Annotated in this window: 22 protein-coding genes; 14 read left to right on the top strand and 8 right to left on the bottom strand. The window is 44.2% G+C overall.

The window, feature by feature from the left end; translation table 11 throughout:
• The first annotated feature begins 340 nt into the window (after positions 1–340).
• From BCOA_RS20825 to BCOA_RS20805, 5 genes are all read left to right on the top strand, one after another.
• Positions 341–1,084, top strand: a complete 744-nt coding sequence (locus BCOA_RS20825) for a sensor histidine kinase (RefSeq protein ID WP_014096080.1) — start codon at positions 341–343, stop codon at positions 1,082–1,084.
• Positions 1,081–1,785, top strand: a complete 705-nt coding sequence (locus BCOA_RS20820) for a response regulator transcription factor (protein WP_014096079.1) — start codon at positions 1,081–1,083, stop codon at positions 1,783–1,785. The genes BCOA_RS20825 and BCOA_RS20820 overlap by 4 nt, the downstream gene beginning before the upstream one ends.
• Positions 1,778–3,127, top strand: coding sequence for a hypothetical protein (locus BCOA_RS20815; protein WP_014096078.1), 1,350 nt, complete (start codon positions 1,778–1,780; stop codon positions 3,125–3,127). Before BCOA_RS20820 ends, BCOA_RS20815 begins: the two co-directional genes overlap by 8 nt.
• A gap of 65 nt (positions 3,128–3,192) precedes the next feature.
• Complete coding sequence (locus BCOA_RS20810; protein WP_014096077.1) at positions 3,193–4,098, top strand: acetamidase/formamidase family protein; 906 nt, start codon at positions 3,193–3,195, stop codon at positions 4,096–4,098.
• 11 nt (positions 4,099–4,109) lie between these two features.
• Positions 4,110–5,471: an APC family permease gene (locus tag BCOA_RS20805; RefSeq protein WP_014096076.1), complete on the top strand. Its 1,362-nt coding sequence runs from the start codon at positions 4,110–4,112 to the stop codon at positions 5,469–5,471.
• Between the two features lie 59 nt (positions 5,472–5,530).
• Here the strand turns inward: BCOA_RS20805 and BCOA_RS20800 are convergent, their stop codons facing one another.
• Both BCOA_RS20800 and BCOA_RS20795 read right to left on the bottom strand, forming a co-directional pair.
• On the bottom strand, positions 5,531–5,668 hold the full coding sequence (locus tag BCOA_RS20800) for a zinc ribbon-containing protein (protein WP_014096075.1): 138 nt from the start codon (positions 5,666–5,668) through the stop codon (positions 5,531–5,533).
• A gap of 288 nt (positions 5,669–5,956) precedes the next feature.
• Complete coding sequence (locus BCOA_RS20795; RefSeq protein WP_014096074.1) at positions 5,957–7,630, bottom strand: L-lactate permease; 1,674 nt, start codon at positions 7,628–7,630, stop codon at positions 5,957–5,959.
• 216 nt (positions 7,631–7,846) lie between these two features.
• On the opposite strand from BCOA_RS20795, the gene BCOA_RS20790 reads away from it, so the two are divergent.
• Positions 7,847–8,557: a FadR/GntR family transcriptional regulator gene (locus tag BCOA_RS20790; protein ID WP_014096073.1), complete on the top strand. Its 711-nt coding sequence runs from the start codon at positions 7,847–7,849 to the stop codon at positions 8,555–8,557.
• A 414-nt stretch (positions 8,558–8,971) separates the two neighbouring features.
• Positions 8,972–10,153 (top strand): aminotransferase-like domain-containing protein, encoded by a 1,182-nt coding sequence (locus BCOA_RS20785; RefSeq protein ID WP_014096072.1) that lies wholly within the window; start codon positions 8,972–8,974, stop codon positions 10,151–10,153.
• A gap of 288 nt (positions 10,154–10,441) precedes the next feature.
• Here the strand turns inward: BCOA_RS20785 and BCOA_RS20780 are convergent, their stop codons facing one another.
• Complete coding sequence (locus BCOA_RS20780; RefSeq protein ID WP_014096071.1) at positions 10,442–10,807, bottom strand: hypothetical protein; 366 nt, start codon at positions 10,805–10,807, stop codon at positions 10,442–10,444.
• Positions 10,808–11,583: 776 nt separating this feature from the next.
• Complete coding sequence (locus BCOA_RS20770; protein WP_014096068.1) at positions 11,584–12,498, bottom strand: LCP family glycopolymer transferase; 915 nt, start codon at positions 12,496–12,498, stop codon at positions 11,584–11,586.
• Between the two features lie 494 nt (positions 12,499–12,992).
• On the opposite strand from BCOA_RS20770, the gene BCOA_RS20760 reads away from it, so the two are divergent.
• Together BCOA_RS20760 and BCOA_RS20755 are read left to right on the top strand one after the other, a co-directional pair.
• A complete protein-coding gene (locus BCOA_RS20760) occupies positions 12,993–14,210 on the top strand; it encodes an MFS transporter (RefSeq protein WP_014096067.1) in 1,218 nt (405 codons plus the stop codon).
• 455 nt (positions 14,211–14,665) lie between these two features.
• Positions 14,666–15,724, top strand: a complete 1,059-nt coding sequence (locus BCOA_RS20755; RefSeq protein WP_014096066.1) for a tartrate dehydrogenase — start codon at positions 14,666–14,668, stop codon at positions 15,722–15,724.
• 474 nt (positions 15,725–16,198) lie between these two features.
• Here BCOA_RS20755 and BCOA_RS20745 read toward each other — a convergent pair whose 3' ends face one another.
• From BCOA_RS20745 to BCOA_RS20735, 3 genes are all read right to left on the bottom strand, one after another.
• On the bottom strand, positions 16,199–16,339 hold the full coding sequence (locus BCOA_RS20745; protein WP_013858438.1) for a YvrJ family protein: 141 nt from the start codon (positions 16,337–16,339) through the stop codon (positions 16,199–16,201).
• 63 nt (positions 16,340–16,402) lie between these two features.
• Positions 16,403–16,621 (bottom strand): DUF2922 domain-containing protein, encoded by a 219-nt coding sequence (locus BCOA_RS20740; RefSeq protein WP_014096064.1) that lies wholly within the window; start codon positions 16,619–16,621, stop codon positions 16,403–16,405.
• A 24-nt stretch (positions 16,622–16,645) separates the two neighbouring features.
• A complete protein-coding gene (locus BCOA_RS20735; protein ID WP_014096063.1) occupies positions 16,646–16,864 on the bottom strand; it encodes a DUF1659 domain-containing protein in 219 nt (72 codons plus the stop codon).
• 544 nt (positions 16,865–17,408) lie between these two features.
• Here BCOA_RS20735 and BCOA_RS20725 point away from each other — a divergent pair.
• Complete coding sequence (locus tag BCOA_RS20725) at positions 17,409–19,247, top strand: Ig-like domain-containing protein (protein WP_014096062.1); 1,839 nt, start codon at positions 17,409–17,411, stop codon at positions 19,245–19,247.
• A gap of 146 nt (positions 19,248–19,393) precedes the next feature.
• Here BCOA_RS20725 and BCOA_RS20720 read toward each other — a convergent pair whose 3' ends face one another.
• Positions 19,394–19,801 carry a YndM family protein gene (locus BCOA_RS20720; RefSeq protein ID WP_014096061.1) on the bottom strand — a complete coding sequence of 136 codons (408 nt, stop codon included), beginning with the start codon at positions 19,799–19,801 and terminating at the stop codon, positions 19,394–19,396.
• A 541-nt stretch (positions 19,802–20,342) separates the two neighbouring features.
• Between BCOA_RS20720 and BCOA_RS20715 the strand changes: the two genes are divergently transcribed.
• The 4 genes from BCOA_RS20715 to celB all read left to right on the top strand — a co-directional run bounded on the left by BCOA_RS20715 (position 20,343) and on the right by celB (position 23,211).
• Complete coding sequence (locus BCOA_RS20715) at positions 20,343–20,675, top strand: PTS lactose/cellobiose transporter subunit IIA (RefSeq protein ID WP_041817903.1); 333 nt, start codon at positions 20,343–20,345, stop codon at positions 20,673–20,675.
• A 133-nt stretch (positions 20,676–20,808) separates the two neighbouring features.
• Positions 20,809–21,132 (top strand): PTS cellobiose transporter subunit IIB, encoded by a 324-nt coding sequence (locus BCOA_RS20710; protein ID WP_014096059.1) that lies wholly within the window; start codon positions 20,809–20,811, stop codon positions 21,130–21,132.
• Between the two features lie 198 nt (positions 21,133–21,330).
• A complete protein-coding gene (locus tag BCOA_RS20705; protein ID WP_014096058.1) occupies positions 21,331–21,834 on the top strand; it encodes a hypothetical protein in 504 nt (167 codons plus the stop codon).
• A 21-nt stretch (positions 21,835–21,855) separates the two neighbouring features.
• Complete coding sequence (celB, locus tag BCOA_RS20700; protein ID WP_014096057.1) at positions 21,856–23,211, top strand: PTS cellobiose transporter subunit IIC; 1,356 nt, start codon at positions 21,856–21,858, stop codon at positions 23,209–23,211.
• The last annotated feature ends 56 nt before the right edge of the window (positions 23,212–23,267 follow it).

Genomic DNA, 23,267 nt, shown 5'->3' with positions numbered 1-23,267 from the left:
AAGATAAACAGACTGGACGGCGTATTCCTTTTTTTATTTCGTCGAAAATTTCAAAGCCGCTGCCGCAGTCAATCAGCCCGCCCTCTGCCCGCCATCCACGAAAAGCAGGTACTGAACGGGACGCGGCTGTCATTTTCCCCGGAAAATAGTAGTGGCACCACGAATTTAACGTAGACACGGGTAATTCCTCCTTTAAAATGAATGATTGTTCATCCCCTTTATTATATTTAAATCCGCTTGTTCTATCTATTCAACAAAACAGATAAAATCATTGGCCTGATTTGTGATATAATTTGATCTTAAAAGAGAGAGAAATAACAATTATTGAGAGGTGAAGCCATTGGCTGAAACCATTTTTACAATACTGGTTATGCTGTCACTGGGCGCCCCAATTGCAGCTTATGTTGTTCTTCTGCTGCTTGGTTTTTTGGATAAGGAGCTGGATTATTTGCAGCTGGAGAATAAAAAAATGGAAATGGAAAAAGAACTGCACAGAGTGGAATATTTACAGCTTAGTCAGCAAATCCAGCCCCACTTTTTATTTAACTCTTTGAATGCAATGCTCTCGCTGAACAGGCTTGGAAGGACAAAAGATTTAACGCATGCACTTGAGGAATTTTCAAAGTTTTTGCGTTACAAATATACGGAAAAAGATGCGCTTGTCGCTTTCGAAGAAGAACTGGCTTATACAAGTCACTATATTTCCATTCAACAAATCCGGTTCGGTAACCGCCTGAAAGTAAAGATAGATATTCAGGAAGATGCGAGGCGAACGTATATGCCTCCTTATATGCTGCAAACCCTGGTGGAAAATGCTTTCAAACACGGGTTGGAGAAACAGCCCGGCGAGAAGTATTTGCAAATTGGATTGGAAAGAGAAGGAAATTGGGTGATACTGTTTGTGGCAGATAACGGGCCAGGGTCAGAAAATGCCAGTTTCGGCGTTTTAGGGGTAGGGCTTATCAATGTTAAGAGGCGATTAGAATTAATCTATGATTTACATTCAGAATTATCTATCAACAGAGAGGCTGGGCGTACGATTTTAACAGTCAAATGGCCGTATACACCGGAGGGAAAAGTATGAATATATTAATTGTTGATGATGAAATACTTGAATTGGAGCAACTCGTGTTTTTAATCCGGCAACGTTATCCAGAGTGGGAGCTGTTTGAAGCCGAAGATGCAGTGCAGGCAAAAAAGATGCTGGAAAATCATCCGATTGATTTATCTTTCTTGGATATCCGTTTGCCAGGGGAAAGTGGATTGGAATTATGTGCATATATAAGGGAGAATTATAAATCGGAATGTGTGATGATAACAGCTCATGCAGATTTCCAATATGCACAGCATGCCATTAAACTGCATGTTTTTGATTATCTTGTTAAACCGATTATCACAGAAGAACTGTACCGGATGCTTGAAAACTATGTGAATAAATATGGTTATATTGAAGGATTGTCCTCTGACATACAGGAAGTAATTCGAATTATCCGGGAAGACTTTCATTCAAAAATCAATTTGGCTGATCTTGCAAGCCAGGTGCATGTTTCCCCAAATTATTTAAGCCGGAAATTTTCCAAAGAACTTGGGATGAGTTTTCAGGAGTATTTGATTAAATACCGGATTGAGATGGCGAAAGTTTTTCTTAAAGCACACCCCGAATGGTCCATTCAAAAAATAGCGGAAGAAACAGGTTTTGCTTCGATTTATCATTTTAGCCAATCCTTTAAAAAACACGTGCTGGAAACACCAACACAATACAGGGAGAAATTGCATCATGATTGATTGGTACATCATTTTGTTTACATTTGCTGCGGTTATCGTTTTTAACCTTGAGGAAATTAACCGCCAGGGCTTTCTTCAATCAATATTTCCGGCCGTGGGTTTTGGCATGAAAAAAGGCACCGTTTTGTTGTGGATATCCTTATTTACGCAAACGTTGCTGGCTGTTCCGATCTTTAGCATCTTCCACTTTGGTTTCATTAATAGTTTCTTTGCTTTTACAATCATTTTATATTTGGCTTATCTATGTGTGCAGCATTTGACTAAACGTATTCAATTAAACAGCCGGAGTGTGCCGACATTATTGGACGCCTATAAAAACAGATTAACACCTAAAGGCTTTAAATTTGCATTCTTTATACTACTGGTTGCAAACCTTGAAGGGCTCATATTGCAGCTATCTATTGGTGGGCATATTTTTTTCGAGTATTTTCACATGCCTTCTTACATGCTTACCGGGTTTGCAGCACTATTTTGTTTTATTGTTGCCGGATTGGGCGGCATGCATGTTATTTACAGAACTGGCTATTCATTTTTGATCTTGTGCGGGTTCATTCTTTTTTTTATCCCATCGTTTTTCTATCTAAGGGAAGGGATTCACCATGTTTATCAAGACTACGGTACAATGCTTTTTCCGCATTCACCAAATATCTTTCTTTTTGCAGTAGCTTTTCTTATGGCCTTAATTGGATTGTTAATCTCCCATTTGTTTTTATGGCAAGTCATTTGTTCGACCAAGCAAAATTACAAGCAAAACTCAGTGCGGCTGGCTTTTTTCTGCTTTTCTAGTGTGCCGCTTTCGGCCATGATCTTTACCGTATATTTATTAAGCCGGTTTCATATCACGACATTAACAGAGCTGGGCCAAGCCATTTTTTCCGCTCCGTTTTCCCCTTTCATTCGGACAATGATTACGATTGTCTGGTTGTTCAGTATGTTAAATGAAACCATGATTTCGATCTTTTCTCTAGCTATTATATTTGTATATATTTTTGGGGAAAAATGGATCATTCAAAATCGCAAAAAATATTTTTTTGTTTTTCTCCTTTTTGTCCTGTTGGTTTTGCTCTGTTCAACCATATTGGTAAATCACATGGTCTATTTATGGAAATTTTACTTTTTGTTTTATGTAGCTGTATCGTTTCCATTTTATGCTTTGCTTGTCGGGGAAAAAAGGAGGACGGTCCGGGTTCCGGTATCCGGTTGTATTACCGGGATGCTTGGTTATGGAATTGCTGTCTGTACCGGTAAGTTTACTGCCGGGCTTGCAGTGACTGTAGCAGGCACCCTTATAACAGGCTTGGCAGTGTTTCTGACAGCAAAGAGTAAAGATTTAATAAAATAATGTAAAGATTTTATAAAAAATAATCTTCGAAATATTTTAAGATGTAACACAAGGAGGCTGAGAATATGGAACATCTACTTACAAAAGAGACGTATGTCTATTCAATGAGCGCAAAAAACAAACCTGCTCTGTGTGTTGAATCAGGAGAGAAGATTGTGGTGGAAACGTACGATTGCTTTTTGAATCAAATTGAAAGCGAAAAAACAGCTTATCATGCTATTGATTGGAATCAGATTAATCCGGCAACCGGTCCGGTCTATGTGGAAGGTGCAGCACCTGGAGATATTTTAAAGGTAGAAATTAAGAAAATTGAACTGGGTCAAGAAGGCACGATGGTAACGGGACCGGAACTTGGCGTTTTAGGGAATGAAATTACAGACTTTTCGATTAAAAAAATTCAAATTGAAAATGACATGGTAGCTTTTAATGAAAATATTCATTTCCCATTGAGGCCAATGATTGGTGTGATTGGGGTTGCCCCCCATGAAGGAGAAGTAAATTGTGGTACACCGGGAGAACATGGCGGCAATATGGATACCACTTTAATTACGGAGGGTGCAACGTTGTACTTCCCGGTATTCCATGAAGGTGCGTTGTTTTCTTTAGGGGATGTCCACGCTTCAATGGGAGATGGAGAAGTGTGCGTATCCGGCGTTGAGATTCCAGCGAGGGTAACCGTCGTTCTGACTGTCATAAAAGGGCAAACCATTCATACCCCTGTTGTTGAAAATCAAGACGGCTTTGCTTTTATCGTGTCAAAGCCGACGCTGGATGAAGCAGCAGAGGGGGCGGTAAAAGAAATGGTTCATTATTTGGCCAAGCGATCCGGCTTACCGGTTAGTGATGTTACGATGTTATTAAGCGCAGCCGGGGACGTACAGGTCAGCCAGATTGTTGACCCGCTGAGAACAGCGAGAATGTTCGTGCCAAAATTGATCGTTCATCAACTAGGAATAAAAGAAATCTTTTAGGAGGCGGGCAAATGGCAGAACAAGCAGTTGCAAGCTTGGAACAGCAGCCTGTTTATAAGCAGGAGCTGAAACGGTCTTTATCTTTCTGGGATTTACTCATATACGGTATGGTATTTATGGTGCCGATTGCGCCATTTGGCATTTACGGTTCGGTTGCTCAAGGTTCAAACGGTATGGTGGCGCTGACTTACTTAATTGGAATGGTGGGAATGATTTTTACCGCATTCAGTTATGCACGGATGTCAGAAGCTTTCCCCATCGCCGGGTCTGTTTACTCTTATGCACAAAGAGGCATCAATGATTCAGTGGGCTTTATTGCAGGCTGGCTGATTTTACTGGACTATATTTTTGTGCCGGCATTGCTGTACCTCGTCAGTGCTTCTGCCTTGCATGATATTGTTCCACAAATTCCGATTGTAGTTTGGGCTGTACTGTTTATTGCAATTAATACGGTAATTAATGTTCGGGGGATAGAGTTCACAGCAAAAGCCAATAAAATTATTGTAATACTTGAATTAATTGTGCTGGCAATTTTTCTAGCGGTAGGCGTTACGGCAATTATTAAGGGCATTAACGGTGCGGACTTTACAATGAAGCCACTGTATGACCATAGCCATTTCAGCATGAATGTGGTAATGGGAGCGGTGTCCATTGCCGTATTAAGTTTTCTAGGATTTGACGGGATTTCCACGTTGGCAGAAGAAACAAAGGATGGAAGCAAATCGATTGGAAAAGCTTGTGTTTATTCATTGTTAGCCGTTGGTGCACTTTTTATCATCCAAACATGGGTGGCTGCTTTAATATGGCCAGATTATCATGCGTTTAAAAACCCCGATACAGCATTTTATCAAATCGCTGAGATTGCAGGCGGAACATGGCTCAAAGTATTGACGATTGTCGCAACCGCTTTTTCATGGGGGATTGCCAATGCGCTTGTTGCACAGGCGGCCATTTCGCGCATTTTATACAGTATGGCCCGTGACCGAAAACTGCCTGGTTTTCTTGCAAAGGTTCACCCGAAATTCCAGACGCCGTATCTTAGTACACTTTTGATTGCGGTCGTTTCTGTCATTGTCACGGCATTCTTTTCATCACAAATTGGAAAGCTATCTTCCGTTGTAAACTTTGGTGCACTTTCATCATTCCTGTTTCTGCATTTATCAGTCATGAATTACTTTCTGAGGAAGAAAAAAAGCAAAAACTATGTGGCACATTTGCTAATGCCGTTGATTGGGTTTGCGGTTATCGGCTATGTATGGATTAACCTTGATCCGCTCTCCAAGAAACTTGGCTTTATTTGGCTGGCAATCGGCATTGTCTATCTTATTGTACTGAAACTGTTTAAAAAAGACACTGCTTTAAATTTAGAATAACCATCTGTAAAAGAGCAGCTGCATGATGACAGCTGCTCTTTGTATGATTTTTCCATTTTTCACGCTTCCGTATACTCCGTTTCGTGGCAGTTCGGGCATGGAGGGAGCCTGTCCTTATCTTCATCCAGCGTAATCTGTTCCCCGCAGTTTTTGCATTTATACTCGCCTTTTCCCGGTGTTTCACCTGTATGTGGCATCGGCCATGCTCCTTTCGTTTCGTGTTGTCATTTGAATACCCGTGCGAAAAAGTTTTTAAACATCGGCTGCCATACGCGTGCAAAACCGCCCGTTCGCTACAGAGCTTCATCAAAATGTCCCGCCACGGGTTTTCCACCGAGTCATGCTCCCACTGGCTGCCGGAATCCTGCAATCGAACATAAAATCTGGCTATCTAACATTGGGGAAGCACCTTCAATTACCTGCCCGGAATCCTGTGATCGAACACAAAACACCCCGCCGCGAAATGTCCGCAGCGGGGTTTCTGATTAAGGCACCATCCAGGAAAGGATGTTGGATTGCAGGAAGGTGAGCAGGCAAATGATGAAAAGCAAAAACATACTGTGCTTGACTGTGAATCTCAGCAGTTGTGCTTCCCTGCCGATCAGCCCGGTTGCAGCGCAGGCAACGGCAATCGACTGCGGGGAAATCATTTTTCCCGTGACACCCCCGGATGAATTGGCCGCAATGGCAAGCAGCGGATTCATGCCGACAGACTGAGCTGACACTTGCTGGAGCGTGCCAAACAAAACATTGGACGAGGTATCCGATCCTGTAATGAAAACGCCGAGCCAGCCAAGTACCGGCGAGAAAAACGGGAACAAAGCGGCTGTTTTGGCGAGCGCCAATGCCAATGTAGTAATCATGCCGGAAGCATTCATGACATACGCAAAGCCGACAATGAACAAAATGGTAAGAATCGGAAACTTCAATTCTTTTAATGTCTCAAAGAATGCGGCAAACCAGGCTTTCCATGTAATTTTTAAAAGAAACTTCGTGACAATGGCTGCGATAAAAATCGCTGTGCCTGCAGTGCCAAGCAGATCCAGCTTATACATGGCCGCAATCGGGGTGTGCGAGCCATTGATAATATGATTGTTTAAAAATGGCACATTCCCGCTGAACGAAGCCGCTCCGCCGATCGGGTTTAGAGCCTTTAAAACCGGGTTCGCTCCGGCATACTGCCCGGTGAGCGCAAGTTTGATCTGCGGGATGCCCCAGATGGTGATCAAAACCGTCAGGACAATAAATGGCGACCATGCTTTCGCAATTTGCCCGCCTGTATTGGAAACAGGCGGCGTTTCGAGCGCGGCGGCAGCCTCTTCATGCTCAAAATAGAATATGTTTTTCGGCTTCCAAAATTTTAGGAAGACGGCAAGGACAACCAAAGATACGAGTGCTGATAAAACGTCCGGCAGTTCCGGCCCCAGAAAATTGGAAGCAAAGAACTGCGTCAAGGCAAAGGACAAGCCTGATACAATAAGCGCCGGCAGCACTTCCATTGCTTTTTTAAAGCCCGCCATGACAATGATGAGATAAAGCGGAATGAACATGGAAATAAGCGGCAATTGTCGCCCGATCATTTTTGAAATTTCCAGTGCAGAAACACCGGTCGGCCCTGCCATCGCAATTACAGGGGACCCGATTGCGCCAAATGCTACCGGTGCAGTGTTGGCCAATAAGCAGATGCCGGCTGCATAAAGCGGATTGAATCCGAGCCCGACAAGCAGGGCAGCGGTAATCGCAACCGGCGCGCCAAACCCGGCACACCCTTCCAAAAAAGCGCCAAATGAAAACGCAATCAATAAAGCTTGCAATCTCCTGTCTTCCGTGATCGATACGACCGAGTTGCGGATCACATCAAACTGGCCGGTTTTGACCGTCAATTTATATAAAAACACAGAATTGATAATGATCCAGGCAATCGGTAGAATCCCATACACAATCCCCTGGGTAGCTGACATAACCGGCAGTACGGCCGGCATTCTGTAAACGATTACAGAAATCAGCAGCGCAATCACCAGCGTGGCAAGGCTTGCAAGATGTGCCGCCATTTTTTTAATGGCGAGTGCCCAGAAGAAAAACAGAATCGGAAAGGCAGCAATCAGTGCGGATAAAAACAAATGCCCCTTAAGCGGAATAAAATTTTGTACGTACTCCAACAATCTCCACTCCTTTTTGAAAAATTTTCTCCAATCCATCCCAATTGCAATTTTTAAGGTCATTAGATGAAATAGTCATCAGATGATAAGGTTTACACGTTAAAAAGTATAAGTATAATAAAAAGAAAAAACAACTCTTTTTTTAAAATTTTTGTTTGCTATTTTTCCGGATTGCTGTTATTCATAAAATATAGAAAAGGGATAAGAGGAGAAAACATGAAATATAAAAAAATTAAACCTGCAAAAATTTATGAACAAGTGGCAAATGAATTGATAGAGATGATCCAAAACGGGGAGCTTAAGCCCGGGGATAAGCTTGATCCGGTGCCACTTTTGGCAGAAAAGTTTTCCGTGGGGAGATCGGCTATAAGAGAAGCGTTAACGTCACTAAGGGCGCTCGGCTATATTGAGCTAAAACAGGGAGAGGGAACGTTTGTCCGTAACTTTGATGCGAGCGGGATTTCGTATCCCATTTCGCAGGCAGTCCTGATGAATCAGGAAGATGTGGCAAATCTGCTTGAAGTCCGGAAGATTCTCGAAGCCGGAGCAGCCGCCACGGCCGCTGTCAAACGGACCGAAGCTGATCTGGAAAGGATAAGGCAGGCGCTCGCAGATATGAAGCGGGCGACGGGGAACGAAGAACTCGGTGAAAAAGCAGATCTTGCCTTCCATCTTGCCATTGTCCAGGCTGTACAAAATCCGATTCTTGCCGGGCTGATGAACCAGGTTGCCGAGACGATGGAGGATGCAATGAAAGAAACGCGCAGAATGCTTCTTTTTTCTGATCCTTCCACATTGGGCGCCTTGTATGAGCAACATGAAAGAATCAGGGTAGCCATCGAAGAAAAGGACAGCGAAAAAGCGCGCAAGGCCATGATCGACCATTTGCAGTTTGTGGAAAACAGTCTAAAGGATTTTCTGCGTTAACCAATCTGTTTTCATGAACGCAAATCCGGCCCTTATCTTCAGCAGGGGATCTGTTTTGGGGTAGTCCGGCTCCCTTGATATTGGCACCTGAGAATGAGAGGAAATTTAAAGCCTGTTCCGCTTTGAAAGATTTTTCAAGCAGAACAGGCTTTTGTATTGCGCCGATTCGTACGACTTCGGGCTTTCGATGACAGGATAATACCGAAGCACAACAGCTGGAAACATGAGGTGGTGTGAATTTCTCGGCTGATGTTCCGGGTGGATGACAAGGGCATGCGGCCTGGATATACTATTGCTACCTTGTCTTCTTGTCCGATTTCATGCTTTATTTTTTGTGTCACTTTCCTCCGCGCTTTCCCATATACATAGGGTATAGGCAATTTTTCAGCAAATGGAAAGCGGGGTGCGGCGGCGATGAAGCAAATGTTTTCAGCGTTGAGCGGCAAGATTAAAGAAAATGCGATTGATGTGTATATGGACAGCATCGAGCCGGCTGTCCGGGATCCGGTATTTTTCAGCGTCGGCATGCCAAATGGCGGCATGATCCCGAAAAAAGAACTGCAGCGCATCATGAATGAAATCTTTGAGGCAGATCCGGCACGCCTGTATGAGTATTGCAGTGCAAAAGGGTTTGGGCCGTATGTGGATGTTATCTCTAAAACGGAAAATATTCCGGAAAGCTATATCATGGCGACAAACGGCAATACGCAGGGGGTTGACCTTGTCTGCAGAATGCTGCTGGATGAAGGGGACGGTTTTGCAATGGAAATGTACACGTATTCCATTGCCTTTTCGGCGGTGCACCAGTACCGGCTCAAGGCGGTCGGCATTCCGCTTGAACAAGACGGTTTGGATGTCGATTTTCTTGAAAAAACATTGCAAACAAGAAGATTGAAAGCGCTTTACATTATTCCAAATGCTCAAAACCCAACCGGCGTCACCACCTCTCTCGAAAAACGGAAAAAACTCATTGAACTTGCTTACCAGTATGATTTTATCATTATAGAAGATGATCCGTACCGTGATCTGCTGTTTCACGGCCGCCCTCCTTCCTTGTTCGAACTCGATCCCTTAAAAGAAAGAACCATATACCTGTACAGTTTTTCAAAAGTTATGGCGCCGGCGATGCGGACCGGCTTTATTCTCGCGCACCCGGCCTTTCTGAAAAAACTTGAACAGTTTAAGCAGGTAACAGACGCCTGCACATCGCCCATGAACCAGATGCTGGCGGGTAAACTCATTTCTTCCGAAAACTGGCCGCAGATTCTTGCAAAACAAAAACACTTTTATGAAAAACGGAAAGACTGGACAAAACGGTTTTTACAGCATATGCACGAGACGGAGCAATGGGAAGGAGCTGAACCGGCCGGCGGGCTGTTTTACTGGATCGATGTCAAAAAAGGCGGTGTAACAGAATGGATGAAAATAGCGGCACAGGACGGCGCCGTGTTTGTGCCGGGTGATGCCTTTACGCTTGAGCGCGGGCTAAACACAAAAATCCGCCTTTGTTTCGCCTACTGCAGTGATGAGGAAATGAAAAAAGGGTTTTCCCGTCTAGAAGAAAGTTTTAAAAAGTGGAAGAAAACAAGCGCTTAACGGGGAGGATCTGTTAAAGGGATTTCCGGGCATGTAAAAGTTCCGGGATCCCGCGTTCTCCGGGCTTACCTGGCTGTTTGTCATTCGTATATTGGGATTTTTTCACGCTCTTTAAAAAGAGAGCGGCGTCTCCTTATCACCGGCGGTCTTCAATATCCCGTTTATGCCGGAATGTTTCATCAGCGGTATTCAATCCCATGTATCCCTGGAATGTTTCATGAATAGGCGTTTTGGCGCCCTTTACGGTCCGGAAGGCGTTCCTCGAAGCTGCTGAGTTTCGCACGCTCCTTACCGGTCTTCAAAAGGCAGGCGCAACGGGAGGAAGAAACCGGTGATTCGGTTTTTTACCCACTCCGCTGCTATTTGCGGGTGGTAATTCTTTTCAAACCGCCAGCCGCGCACAAACACGGTATAGGAAAGGTCGTTCCGTTTGTAAAAGCGCATCTTTTTTCTGCCAGCTTCCCGTTTGACCTGAGCGAGGCAGGATGAAATTTGCAAGAGCATTTGGTCCGTTGCAAAAAGATAAGGCTCTTTAAATTTTAACAGGCTTGCCCGGATCGCTCTCTGGTCCCGTTCCAGCGTCCTTTTGGCAAGCGGCAGGAGGATAAATGCCTCGATCAACTTTTCTTCTTCCTCGGTTAAGATTTGCGGCATACGGATCACCTGTTTCCATTATATAAGCAAACGTACGTTCTTGTCGATGTTTACTTGGTTTTAAGGGGATGGGTTGTTATAATAATGTTCACCCTATTCGCCAAAACTTTTACGAGGCGAATGCATCCTATTACTTAAAAAGGAAAATGAAGAGATGAATGGAAAAGACGGAGATTTTGCGAAAGGCTGTCTGATTGGCATTGGCTTGTCCATTCCGGTATGGGCTTTTGTAATATGGGTTTTGTTCAGGCTGTTTTGAGCGTTCCGTTTTCCGCGGCTGCTTTTGTAAAAGCAGGTTGCCTTCGCTTCGGCCGGGGGGGGGCAGGTGCCGGCACGAATCTGCGGCAGGTAACAGGTTATATTGCCTTTGCTCCCGTTTGAATGGAAAGCCGGTAAAAGAGCAAAAGCGGTGGCCGGATCACCTTCCATCTAAGCCCCTGGTTATCCGTTGCAGCTATAGGGATCCATTGCCTTCGCTTGTCCGAATAGACATTTTTTGTTCCGCCAAAGCGGGCAGCCTCTCCCCTTTGTTTAGCATATGCAGTTACCGGGTATTTTTACAATAGACAAGCAGTGATGCTAAGGAACATTAATCCAACCGGGAGGAGGGCACCAAATGGATTACAACAAGGACAAAAAAGGCGACTCGCCGGAACAACAGGAAAAACAGCATCATAACAAAGACATAGAGCCGGAAAGATCTCCGGTAAAACCGCAGGAAAAGCAAAAATAAAAATTGAAAAGGGCAGGCTCCGGACAACGGGGCCTGCCTGTCTTTATTGTTCCATATTGGTCACCATGTTGTGGACCTTGTCGCGTTCTGCCTGGCTAACATTAAGATAGTAAATGCCGTCAATGGTTGTACTGTTGCCTTTAACTTCATAGTCTGTCGTATTTTGGCGGCAGTCGCGGTAGTTCATCGCGATGTTTTTCATATCATCAAGTGTCAGGTTTGTTTTGACATTGTTCTGGATCGCAGCCAGGATTTCCTGATAACGCGAGAAAGACTGGATGGTCGCCGCTTTGTTAATGACGGCCATAATGACGTCACGCTGGCGCTGGTTACGGCCAAAGTCACCTTGAGGATCAAGGTGGCGCATTCTTACATAACCGAGCGCTTTTTTGCCGGTATCCAATGTAATGTTCCCTTTGGCATAATAGTAGCCTTTTTTATAATACCCTTCGTCATGCCAGCTGATTTTATTGTAGACGGTTACACCGCCGACAGCATCTACAAGGTCAGCCAATCCTTCCATATTCAAGCGTATGTACTGGTCAAGGTTTAAATTAGCAAATTTGTTTACCGTATCCAGTGCCATTTTTGGCCCGCCGTAAGCATAAGCCGCATTTATCTTATTCAATGTTCCCTTGCCCACGATTTCTGTCCTCGTGTCACGCGGAATGGAGATCATCTGCATGGCTTTCTTTTGCGGGTTCAGTGTAAGAATAATGAGCGTATCGGATCTTCCTACATCTCCGACCCGCTCATCTACGCCGAGTAAAAGAATGGAAATTGGTTTTTCACTTTTGATTTTTTCAGTGTTTTTCTCGGATGGTTTCACGGATTTGCTGTCATACATTTTATCTGCGGCATTTTGGACAGAATGGTAGACGTAATAGGCGAACCCTCCGCCCCCGATCACGATGATCGCTAAGAGAATCCCGAGTGTGATGAATATCTTCTTCTTCATTTTTTCGACCCTTTTCTTTGAATTTTTTATTTAATCTAATCGCTATCATATCATGGTTTTTCCAAATTGTTAACGGGGATTTTTCGTTTATGCAATGGTCCGGCTTTTCTCTTGTAATTTATTAGAAAAAGAAGAGGATGTGTGCGTGAAATGTGGCGAAAATGGCTGCAAGAAAAATGGTTTGGGTTGAGGCGCGTGACAGGACGAGGAAGTGAAAGCAATGGAACACATGAAAATGTCGGGCCCGGGCGAAGCAGAATAGATGTCTGTTTTGAGTGCAGGCACATGAGAAGGGACTGGACGAAGGAAAAAAGGGGCACGCGGCCAAATGCGCCGATTTTTTTCACCTTTTGCCTGCGGGCTTCCGTTTCCCAAGTTTGCATGCTTTTTTTTCGTACTCTGTTTTACACGGGTGCTTCTGTATTGCTTAAGGCTTTCAATTTCGGTATGATAATGGCACGATATGAGACAGATTTGACCAGAGGGGGGCGCTTGTGGGAGAGCTTTTGAGAAATCGGTTTGTCCGGATGGTATTTGTATCCGCGTTGTTTTTGCAGGTGGGCATTTGGGTGCGGAATTTTGCCGTCCTGTTGTTTGTGACAGAAAAAACAAACGGCGACCCGTTTGCCGTTTCCATGATTTCAGTGGCGGAGTTCCTGCCCATTTTCATTTTTAGTTTTATCGGCGGAACATTTGCGGATCGCTGGCAGCCGAAGAAAACAATGGTTTGGTGTGATTTGCTGAGTGCTGTGTCCATTTTTGGCGTCATCGGCGCGCTTGTTTTTGGCTCGTGGCAGTCCGTCTTTTTTGCAACACTGATTTCCTCGATTTTGTCGCAGTTTTCACAACCGTCCGGGATGAAACTGTTTAAAATGCATCTTGAGGAACGCCTGATCCAGCAGGCAATGGCCGTTTACCAGACCATTTTTGCTGTTTTCATGATTCTTGGCCCGGTGGTCGGCACGTTTGCCTATGAAAGGTTTGGAATCGATTATTCTATTTTGATAACCGGTCTCGCTTTCCTGTTTTCCGCCGCGAGTTTGTCATTTATCCCGAAAGACCAGGCCATGAAAAAGAAGGAAAAAGTGTCGAATATTTTCCAGGAAATGAAGAGCGGGATTCGCTATGTTTTGTCTAAAAAGGAATTGCGACTGCTGGGACTTGGTTTTCTGGCGGCCGGGCTTGGCGTCGGTTTTATCCAACCGATGAATATTTTCCTCGTAACGGACCGTCTCGGCCTGCCGAAAGAGAACCTGCAATGGCTTGTGATGGTGAATGGCATTGGGATGATTACAGGCGGGGCTTTTTCCATGGCCTTTTCAAAATCTGCTTCACCGCAAAAAATGCTGTTCACCGGTATGCTTGCAAATGCCATTGGGCTTGCGGTAATCGGTGCTTCGACTTCGCTTTGGCTGACACTCGCCGCCGAACTCGTTTCGGGCTTTTTCATGCCGAGCATCCAGATCGGCATTAACACCCTGATCCTGCAAAATACGGAATCCGATTTTATTGGCAGGGTGAACGGCATTTTGAGCCCGCTTTTCACTGGCTCCATGGTGGTGACCATGAGCCTTGCGGGGGCATTGAAGGAATGGTTTTCGATCACGGCTGTTTTCGAACTTGCTGCGTTGTTTTTCATTATCGGGCTGTGCTTTGTTTTTCCAATGTTGAAAATAGGCGTGCCGGGGAATGCAGAATCGAAGGGAGAATAGCGGCAGCATGTGCCCGTTTGCTGCCCGCTGCCGTTAACCGGAAAAATTTGATGCAAATAGGAATGAGCGGCGTGCCCGCGGCCATTCGCTGAAAAAGTCAGTGATCAAACGGCAGTGACAAGTGTCTCGAACGCCAGCGGAAAAAATTCGGAGGGCGTGCCCGATCGGTTCGCGTACAAATTAGCCAATCAAAAGGCAATGAGCTGTTTTCTCATTGCCTTTATTTTTTACCTCTCCCCATACAATGGCTTGGCACATTAGGTTAAAGCAATATGCCGTTCATTCACCCTCTGAAAAACACCATGTTGATCGTATGTTGTTTATCTTTACCTGCTTGGCGCAGCGGGGGGCAGCAACAGAATAAGAATCTGATTTTAAGGGATGATAAAGCATTTCATTTTTACGCTTATGGTAAAATGAATATAATTGTGAGCGCTTTAACGGAGGGGATTGGAATGAAAATATACCATATCGCGGCGATCCCGGGCGATGGGATTGGAAAAGAAGTGGTGCCGGCTGCCATCCGTGTGCTGCATGCGGCAGCGGAACGGCATGGCGGAATCCGGTTCGAATTCACGGCGTTCCCGTGGAGCTGTGATGATTATCTTGTTCAGGGAAAAATGATGCCGGATAACGGGCTTGAGATTTTAAAAGATTATGAGGCTATTTTTCTCGGGGCAGTCGGCAATCCAAGGCTTGTGCCGGATCATGTGTCGCTTTGGGGCCTTTTGCTAAAAATCCGGCGCGGCTTCGAACAGGTGCTGAATATCCGGCCTGCAAAGTATTTCAAAGGGCTGCAGTCCCCGTTAAGGGACCCGAAAGATTTTGATTTCATTGTCGTGCGTGAAAACAGCGAAGGGGAGTACAGCGAGGTTGGCGGCAGAATTCATCGCGGTGAAGACGAAATTGCGATCCAGAATGCAATTTTTACAAGAAAAGGAACAGAGCGGGCGATGCGATATGCGTTTGAACTGGCGCAAAAACGCGGCCGACGCCTGACTAGTGCAACGAAATCAAACGGCATTTTCCACACAATGCCTTTTTGGGACGAGGTGTTCAGCCAGGTAAAGGCTGGCTATCCGGATGTAGCTGTAAACAGCATGCATATTGATGCACTGTCTGCTTTTCTGGTGATGAAGCCGGAGACGTTTGATGTCATTGTTGCGAGCAATTTGTTCGGGGATATTTTAACAGATATTGGCGGCGCGATTATGGGCAGCATCGGCATTGCGCCGTCCGCGAACATCAATTTGGACGGAAAATATCCTTCCATGTTTGAACCTGTCCACGGCTCGGCGCCGGATATTGCAGGAAAAGGCATTGCCAACCCAATAGGCCAAATTTGGACAGCTAAAATGATGCTCGATCACTTTGGCGAAACAGAAATGGGTGAAATGATAATGGATGCAATCGAATGGACGATTGAAAAAGGCATCAAAACCCCGGACATCGGCGGAACGGCAACAACAAAAGAAGTAACAGAAGCAGTTTGCCGGCGCATTTTACAAACTTAAAGAAAGCGAAGCCTGTATAGGGCTTGCTGAATCAGTAAAATTTCTAGATTTGGCAAGGCTGCTGACAGCTTTGACAACAATTTTAATGCAAGGGTTTTACAAAGCTTGCACTTGAAAGCCGATTCAACGAATGGAAAAGATAAAATCGCCATTTTCGAAAAAAGATTCTTCTATATTTTGAGACAGGGCTTGCTGACAAATTGGGTACAAACTCAGCATCGGATTCGTTCAGCAATCCCTATATAAAAACAATCGGTCTGAGCCGGGAGTCCACGGTTGAGCGTTACCGGAAGATGAGTGAAGAAGTGAAATGCAGGCTTGGCAGGCTGCATTCGTTGAAGTACACCCTCTGCAGCGTGGATTTTGCGGAAATGGAGCAGTTGCAGGTATGTGACTAAAACAAATGAATAACGACCGGACCGGGAAATGATCCATCCGGCAAAAGGGAGGGGCTTGCACATAAGCCCCTCCCTTTTAGATCCCCTTCATCCGTTCCGGCAGGTTTTGGATCGATTCAATCACCGCATCAAGCTTGGCCTCAATCCGGTACAGCAAAAAGACGGTGACGGCGACCGGAAACCCGACTTCACTGATGAGCGACACCATTTCATGCATTTCTCCTCTCCCCCTGTAAAATCAAGCGCCCCCGTTCCGAAAACGGGAACCGGGGGCAAAAGATTACGCCAGTGTATATTCAGTTATGTTTTGTTCAATAAGACGTGCACCTTTCACGCTGGAGAGCGCTGCGCCGGACGAGCTGACCAGCACGCCCGAGCCGAGCATCTGAGCCATGGCGTTTTTCACTTTCACCGTATCGATGGGTTCTGCCGGCTCATCAACTGCAACCCTCACTGTTTTGTTATCCTGCGTTAAAAACTGGAGTTCCAAAGTTTTCATTTATCCGTTCCCCCTTTTTTATTTTCACTCACTGATGTCGTTCAAGTCAGTGCGCGTCACACGGATCAGCGCTTTTTGCTGCAGTGAAGCGTATGCCTCAGCAAATTGCCGGATCGCATCGGGTGTTGCAGAGGCAGCCACATTGGCAAACGACTTCGCTTTGGTTACCGGTTTTCCATTTTCATTCACCCCGTTATCAAAGATTAATGAAATGCGGGAACTTGTTAAATTGACTTGTGCCATTCCCGCTCACCCCCTTTCACTCCTTATATAGCGGCTGAACAGAAAAAAGGGTACTTTTATGTTGAAAAGAGAGAAACAGGGAGAGGAGGCGGGCAATGCAACAGAGGCAGGACAATCGTTCCAGAAAATAATCCTCTTGGTTAAACAAAGCCGAACCATATGGCAGAACTTTTGTAAATGAAATGGAAACAGCAGCGCCAGGGCTACAGCCGCGGCCGAAAAACTCCACCATCCAGCGGGAATATGAAAATTTCCCGCTGCTTTTAACAGACATGGCCCCAAAGTGTGCAGTCCGGCCCTTAAGAAATTCTCCCAAAGGTTGCACAAAAAACGTCTTTTCAAAAAGCGGTACGGCCCCTGCTGTTGCAAAAGAATCCGCTCAGCAGGATGAAACAGCCAAGCAAATGGGAACAAGGACGGTTAAAAAACTCCGCTCTTCTTTTTCCTGAACCGGGCAGCCAAAATTCGGCCTGCTGTGCTAGAATGAAAGAAGCAACTTTTAAAATTGCCGGGTTGCCCGGACAAAGGTGCAGGAGGAATTTCATTGAGAATGTTCAGGCGGGCATCATCTTTGCCTATTATGCTATCGCTATTGTTTATACTGCCGGCCGGGGTATTCGGTGCAGGCGGAAGCGTGTCGGCCCAGGATTATTATAAACTTGTCAGCAACGAGTCTGCCTCAAGCCTTTCGACAGAGCCGACCGGCACATTCAAGATTGCGAACCTGGCAGCGCTCCGCCAAAAGTTAAAGAGCAACGTTTACCGGATTGATTACCAGAAGCCATTTGATCTATTAAAATATTTAAGCCTTCGGAAGTATTCCGTCCGCATGGATACGAAAAGGGCCCGTCTTCCCCGGGTGGGAGATACGAAAAAATTCTGGGTGTCCAATCTTGCCAGCAATAAAGATTATCAAATAAGTGCTAAGCTTTTATACAGCGGTCCGCATGCGGATGTCTGGGTATACAATAACCAGCTGAACGACGCCCAGGCTGCCCAGCTTGGAAAAGAATTTGACAACCGTATTTATGCGCTCGATACAAGATATTTCGGCATGCCATCCGATGTTGATGGAAATGGGAAAGTGAATATTCTTTGTTATGACATCCAGGACGGGTTTGACGGCTCGGGCGGATATGTTGCCGGCTATTTTTACCCGCTTGACCTTTTTGATGCCGACACTTCCAACAAGTCGGAAATCTTTTATATTGACACGTACCCGCTTATGGGGACGGGGACATCGAAAAATGTAACCGAAGCGTATTCGACACTCGCCCATGAGTTTCAGCATATGATCTCTTTTAACCAGAAAGTGTTCGTCCAGCACCATTGGGATACGTTTGATACATGGATTGACGAAGGGATGTCCATGGCCGCAGAGCAAATTTATACCGGAAAGCCGCTTTCCGATCGGATTGATGATTATAACAACGATGCTTCAATCACAAACGGCCACTCGCTTCTCTACTGGGATAGTAACGGGGATGTGCTTGCCAATTATTCCTTGTCCTATTTGTTCATGGAGTATTTGAAAATTCAATGCGGACAAGGCGATGCCATTTTCAAAAAAATCATGGACGATCCGAACACGAATGAAAAAGCCATCGAGGATGTGATCCGAAAATACATTGACCCGAACCTGACTTTCGGGCAGTTTATGACCGATTTCCGGGCCGCGCTCGTGTTAAAGCAGACAACCGGATTATACGGATTTAAAGGGGATGCCGCGTTCAAGCCGCTCCGAATTAAAACTTACAACGGCAGTTCATTGAAGCTAAAAGGCGGCGGGGCGGTTGTGAAAAAGCTGTCTTCAGCAAGCCGCTTTTCCGTTCCGTCTGGAAAAGGACGGGATATGACGTACACGCTGCTGTCGGGAAATATCGGCGGCAAGGCGCAGCAACCGAAAACACCGAAAGTATGGACTGTCGGCGATAATAGCACATCCATTTCCGGCAGCTCCGACCCGGGGATCGAAGTAGCCATTATGAAGAACGGAAAAATACTTGCCCGCGGCACAGCGGACGGGAAAGGACATTTTAAAGTCCCGGTTTCAAAGCAAAAAGCCGGAACCGTCCTCTATGTTTATACAGAGGCCGGTTTAAAAAGCAGCAAAGTGAAAGTTATGGTAAAAGACAAAACGGCACCGGGCATGCCGACTGCCGGCAATGTCACAACGAAGTCCACACATATTGCGGGTAAAGCGGAAAAATCAGCAGTTGTCTATGTATACCGCGGCAGCAAACAGATCGGCAAAGCTACAGTAAATGCCAAGGGCGCATATAGTGTAAGAATCAGCAAACAGAAAAAAGGCACGAAGCTTTCCATTTTCGCGAAAGACAGAGCCGGAAACAAAAGCAAAACAAGAACGGTTACGGTAAAGTGAAGAGAAGTAAAAGTTTTGCTTGGCCCGAAAGAATTGCGAGTGATTAAAAAAACTTGATACTTGCACGATTGGATGATTATTAATGATTGGTAAGTTTTTATAGGAATACGAAAAAACGGCAGCTCATCCGGCTGCCGTTTTTTCAATCAGTCACCGCCGTATCCGGTATATTCACGGTCAGGCGTGTGATGGAAAAGATGGTGTAAATATTTATGGAAGAACCATTCGCCGGCTGCAATGACGATGCTCGAAGCCAGCGCCGCCCATAACAGATTGTCCATGTCCGGGGCGAGTGATCTGCCCATCAGCCACACGACAAGGTACGCCAGAACAAAATCGGCGACGGTCGCCATGATATTTCTTTGCGTATCCTCCTCGCGTTCATTTTCCCGTTTGAAAATCATTAAATCTCCCAGGACATATGCAAGAATGGTCAGTACTACACTGGTGGCGATCATATCGCCAAACGGCATGTTGAAGATGGCGGATAAAATGATGCCCAACACAACTGCGACCATAATAAACTTTATCACTAACGCCTTTGCATGATCCATAACGGTCCCTCCTTTTGGTGTTTGTACTATATCATTACCCGCTTCTGCAGCCGTTAATCGGGAAATGAAGGCATTCTGTACAGAAAATCTTTCCAATTGTAACTTTTAATGCAGGTTCTTAAAATGCTGCAAACTGCCTTCTGCTTGCCGCACTTTCCTTTTTTGAAATGCCAGGCCGGGATTGGTAAGTACGATAAACAAAGAGGTATGTCTAAAAGCTTGATGCCATGCTTTATTGAAAAAAGTGGCAGTCATGTTAATGGCGAGAAAGTAGAAACTTGATCCCGGATTCCTTTTTCCGTTACTTCATTTTTTCCAGTAATGATTTCCGTTGCGCTAAGGAAAGAGTTTAGGTTAAAGTGAAACCGTTTCCATATTAATATTGAATTAAGGTAAGCGGCTGATGATAAAGAGGGGCATTAAACAGTGTTTAAGTGTTACAGCAAGGATATTTTACTATTTGTGATTCAACAGTAAGTAACAATGATGTATATTATGCGACAAAAAGGGTGAAGAAACGACAATTTTTAAACTAAGGGTGATGACATTGAACATAGAAGAAATTAGTTTTCAAATTATTTTAAATGGCGGAAATGCCCGAAGCTTAGCTGCGGAGTCCATAAATCTTGCTAAAGCAGGTGAGTTTAAATTAGCTGAACAAAAAATTGAAGAAGCCAACGAAGCCATGACAATCGCTCATCGTTTTCAAACAGACCTAATAAAGGGGGAGGCCAGTGGGGAGAAATTCGAAATCAGTATATTGCTTATACACGCACAGGACCATTTAATGAATGCCATGACAGTGATTGACCTGGCAAAAGAAATCATTGAACTTTATAAAAAAACAAATGAACTTGAATGTCGAAATTGCTAACAAATTTGCCAAGTTTGCTGTTTGAAAAATGTATGATTGGCGGCACAAGCGGGCCATTAAAAGCAACGGAAGTCATTAATTCATTGATAAGCAAGTTTAAATCACAATAAAAAACCAATTGGAGGCATTTATAATGAAAAAAGCATTAATTATTTGTGCAGCAGGCATGTCATCTTCTTTAATGGCGAAGAAGACAACTGAATTTTTTAAAACAAAAGGTAAGGATATTGAAGTGGATGCTGTCTCAGCAAATGAAGGCAATAAGATGATTGAAAAGGGGGACTTTGATTTATATTTAGTCAGCCCACAAACAAAGATGTATTTTCAAAAGCTTAAGGAAGCCGGAGAACGCGTAGGAAAGCCAGTTGTAAACATTCCGCCGCAAGCCTATATTCCGATTCCAATGGGTGTTGAAAAATTAGGAAATTTAATCTTGCAAGAACTGCCAAATGATTGATTTGCTTATGTGATTAAAAAATGGGTCTTCGCTATTTACAATGCACTCACCCGGAAATGCCAAAATTTATGGATAGTCGGAAGGAAGGTGATCTTCAAGCAAGATACCCGATAAGATGTCTTTTGGATTGGAGGTAATGGATAGCTTAAGCTTTAACGAGTAGCGGGGAGCCATATTTTTAATAAATGAGGGATTTTTATGAATGACGTAGAAAGAGCATTATTTGAAAAAAATCAAAAAAACCAAATGCTTAAATCGATGTACTATAACCGGTATTTGCTTGTCAGATATGTTACCGCAATATTCTTCTTTACAAATGTATATTGGTTAATTTCATTGGTCGTGAGTCATTCGTTACTATACCTTCTTCCATTGGCGTTGATCATCGTTGTCATATTGAGCGTTGCGGAACAAGTAAAGATTTATAGCAGCCCGACAAATCATGCTAAATACACAAAGTTTTGTTTTATGACTTTGCTCATTGCAAATGTGATTTTGCTGTTGCCAAGTTGTTTTTCGTCATCTTTCGCTCATTTATATCCATTTTTAATCAATCAAAATAAGTCAAAAGTATTAATTTTAGCTGTTTTGATTGCCGGGATATTTTTAAGCGCTTTCATCCTTTATCGGTTATACCAAATTACACATGATGAAGACAAGCATTTTCAACGCATCATGGAGTATGAAAAAGCGATTCGTTAATAATAGAAAAGAGGGGTCTTTATGTCAGAACAAAATAAGGCATTTACTTTTCTTGAAAGGTATCTGATGGGTCCTATGGGGAAAGTAGCATCTTTTCGATTTGTCCGGGCGGTAATGGCTGCCGGGATGGCTTCAATACCATTTACAATCGTAGGATCCATGTTCTTGGTGTTGAACGTATTGCCACAGACTTTAACATTTTTGCAAGGCTTTTTCGATAATACTTTCTTTAGAATTAGTGACTTGTATATGCTGGCAAATAAAGCAACAATGGGAATTTTAGCATTATATTTCAACCTTGTTATTGGTTATGAGTATACAAAAATATATGCTGAAGAAGAAGGGATAAATGTAAACCCGCTAAATGGGGCTTTATTATCCATGTTTGCTTTCTTTATGACGATTCCGGAATTGGTTGCAGGCAATGGAAAAATGTCACTTATCCAAAAAATGAATGATACGACTCATATTATTTTTGGTTGGGAAATGGGCGACAGTGGTGTAAGCCGTTTAGGTTCTTCAGGTATATTTACGGCCATTATTGTTTCTGTTATTGCTGTCCAGTTGTACCGGTTATGTGTAAAACAAAATTGGGTGATTAAAATGCCGGAAGCTGTTCCGGAAGGGGTATCCAGATCGTTCACAGCTTTAATCCCTGCATTTTTAGTCGCTTTTGTGATCTTAATCATCAATGGTATTTTTGTAGCTTTAGGTACAGATATATTTAAAGTTGTCGCTGTTCCATTTAGCTTTGTTACGAATATCGCAAGCAGCTGGCTGGGATTGATGGTGATTTACTTCTTAATCCATGCACTCTGGATCGTAGGTATTCACGGGGCGAATATTATCGGAGCCTTCCTGACGCCAATTACTTTGGCAAATATGGAAGCCAATATTCATGGGGCAAATATTCCATTCGCCGGCGAGTTCCAAAATTCATTTGTCATTATGGGCGGTTCCGGGTCGACTTTAGGATTATGTATCTTTATTGCATTTTTGGCCCGGTCACAGCAATTGAGAATACTAGGAAAAGCATCCCTTGCTCCTGGCATTTTTAATATTAATGAACCAATATTGTTTGGATTACCAATTGTTTATAATCCATACCTGGCTATCCCATTCTTCTTAGCGCCTATGGCTACTGCGACAATTGGTTATTTTGCAATTAAATTGCACATTGTTGCGCCACTTATTGCACAAGTGCCATGGCCAACGCCAATCGGTATCGGGGCTTTCATTGGAACAGGTGGGAGCATTATGGCGCCAGTTGTCTCACTCATTTGTGGTGTGGTCGCGTTTATCATATATCTTCCGTTCATCAGAATATATGATAAGAAGTTAGTTGAGCAAGAAAAAGGCGGAGAATCTGTACTCTGATCCTAATCTTGAAATAGAAAAATAAGATGTAGAATTATCCTATGAAAACGATGTTG

This window comes from Heyndrickxia coagulans 36D1 (assembly GCF_000169195.2).
In the GTDB taxonomy this organism is placed as follows: Bacteria; Bacillota; Bacilli; order Bacillales; family Bacillaceae_C; genus Weizmannia; species Weizmannia faecalis.
This window is presented reverse-complemented; position numbering and strand designations above follow the sequence as displayed.